Source organism: Curtobacterium sp. B18, assembly GCF_000333375.1.
In the GTDB taxonomy this organism is placed as follows: Bacteria; Actinomycetota; Actinomycetes; order Actinomycetales; family Microbacteriaceae; genus Curtobacterium.
Genome location: NZ_BACZ01000223.1, coordinates 1 through 2,177, shown reverse-complemented (window position 1 = coordinate 2,177; position 2,177 = coordinate 1). Strand labels below are relative to the sequence as shown.

2 protein-coding genes and 1 pseudogene are annotated in these 2,177 nt (G+C 73.1%); 2 read left to right on the top strand and 1 reads right to left on the bottom strand.

Annotation, left to right across the window (positions count from 1 at the left end; translation table 11 throughout):
• On the top strand, positions 1-401 hold a 401-nt coding region (locus I5E_RS25265), incomplete at its 5' end, for an SGNH hydrolase domain-containing protein (protein WP_261974867.1).
• Between the two features lie 65 nt (positions 402-466).
• Here I5E_RS25265 and I5E_RS05975 read toward each other — a convergent pair.
• Positions 467-1,645, bottom strand: coding sequence for a glycosyltransferase family 4 protein (locus tag I5E_RS05975; RefSeq protein WP_022906191.1), 1,179 nt, complete (start codon positions 1,643-1,645; stop codon positions 467-469).
• Between the two features lie 29 nt (positions 1,646-1,674).
• Between I5E_RS05975 and I5E_RS05970 the strand changes: the two are divergent.
• Positions 1,675-2,177, top strand: a pseudogene (locus tag I5E_RS05970) (lysylphosphatidylglycerol synthase domain-containing protein); the annotation flags it as partial.

Below are 2,177 nucleotides of genomic sequence, written 5' to 3'. Positions count from 1 at the left end.
ACGCGACGCGCGCCGCCTTGCTCGACGCCTGGCAGCGGGCCGCGGGTGACGAACTCCCCGTGATCGCGGTGCGCGACAACCCGGTCCCCCGACGCGACGTGGTGGCGTGCGTGAGCCGGATGACCGGACCCACGGACGGCTCGTGCGACAACCCGCGGTCGGTGGCGCTCGCCCAGACGGACTCGTCGGCCGAGGCGATGGCGGAGTTCACCGCGGCGGGCGGCACGGGCGGTGTCGTCGACCTGACGAAGTACTACTGCACGGACACCACCTGCCCGGCCGTGATCGGGGGCGTGCTCGTCTACCGCGACACCAGCCACATCACGGGGACGTGGGCGAAGTCGCTCGAGCCGTACATCGACCAGCAGCTCAAGCAGGAGCTCGCGTCGTTCTCGCGGTGACCTGACGCGGTCCAGGAGGCGCGGTGCCAGCCCGCACCGCGCCTCCTGACCCGCAGGCACGCGCGTCAGCGGCGCGCGGCCGCCAGCAGTTCGCGGTACCGGTCGCCGACAGCGTCCACGGTGTGGGCTGCCGCCGTCTCGGCCGCGGCGCGGCCGAGTCGCTCGGCGAGCTCGGGGTCGGCGAGCAGGCGATCCACCGCCGCAGCGAGCGCCGCGGGGTCACCCGGCTCGACGAGCAGGCCGTTCACGCCGTCCTCGATGACGTCGACGATGCCGGGCACGGCCGACGCGACGATCGCGCAGCCGGCGGACATCGCTTCGAGGAGCGCGACGGGCAGCCCGTCGCGGTCACCGTTCGCCGCGGGGACGGACGGGTAGAGCGCGATCTGTGCCCGGGCGTACTCGGACGCGAGGTCCTCCTTGCCGCGGGCACCGAGGAACGTGACGGCGGATCCGGCACGGGCCTCGAGCTGGGGACGGAGCGGGCCGTCTCCGACGACCGCGACCTCCGTCGGCTGCTCGGCCGTCCGGTCGAGCGCGTCGAGCAGGACGATCGCGCCCTTCTTCTCGACGAGTCGGCCGACGAAGAGCACCCGGCCGGGCACGCGGGTCTCGCGGGCGACCGCACGGGTGATCGGCTCGAGGTCGACGCCCATGGGGACGACGTGCACCTGGTCGGCGCGGGCACCGAGCTTGCCGAGCTCCCGCGCCATGTCGGTGCTCATGCAGGTCACCGAGGCGGCGCTGCGGATCACGGAGCGCTTGACGGCCTGGAGGAGCGGGTTGCGCAGGGCGTACAGGTCGCCGCCCAGCGTGGTCACGACGCGCGGCAGGTCACCGAGCACGAGCTGGCCGACGGCGCCCTGCGGGATGATCCAGTGCAGCAGCGCGACGTCGGGCCGGGAGCGGCGGCGTTCGCGGCGGAGCGCGGCGGCCATCGCGACGAAGAAGAACGGGACCTGCAGCCAGCGGGACCGCTTCGCCCGGAGGTTGTCGACGATCGCACCGTCGGCGAGGTCGCGCCACCGGGACGGGAAGTACGCGTACCGACGCACCTCGACGTCACCGATGCGCTGCTCGGCGGTGGCGCCACGGGTCATCGGCGCGACGACGACCACGCGGTACTCGTCGGACAGGGCCGTCGCGAGGTCGAGCACGAAGCCGGGCGTCCCGTCGCCGGCCTCGGCCGGGAAGGTCGACGCGGCGACGAGGAGGGTCGGACGGAGATCCGGATCGGGTCGCATCCAGCGCGCTCCCTTAGAGTTGTCGGTCGATGGACGCACAACAGCCTACGGGTTCGGCCGCAGGGTCACTCGACCCGCTCGACACCTCTTCCGACGTCGCCACGGGCGCGGTGCCGACGGCCGGTCGACGCGCTCGCGTGCTGACCGCGGTGAAGTGGGTGGCCGCCGTCGTGGCCGTGGCGTTCCTCGTCTGGAGCATCGCGAAGCAGTGGGACGAGATCGTCCACGACTTCGCCCGCCTCGACGCGACGACGGTCACCGTCGGCGTCGTCTTCACGATCGTCGCCCTGGTCGCGAACATGCTGTCCTGGCGCGCGATGATGGCCGCGAGCGGGTACCGGGTCCGGGTGGCCGCGGCGTCGTCGATCTTCTTCGTCGGGCAGCTCGGCAAGTACATCCCCGGTGGCGTGTGGTCGATCGCGGCCCAGGCCGAGCTCGGTCGGGCGCACGGGCTGCAGCGCACCGGCAGCGCGGTCGCCCGCCTCGCCTCGATGCTCGTCAGCATGGTCACGGCCGCGATCGTCGGGATCAT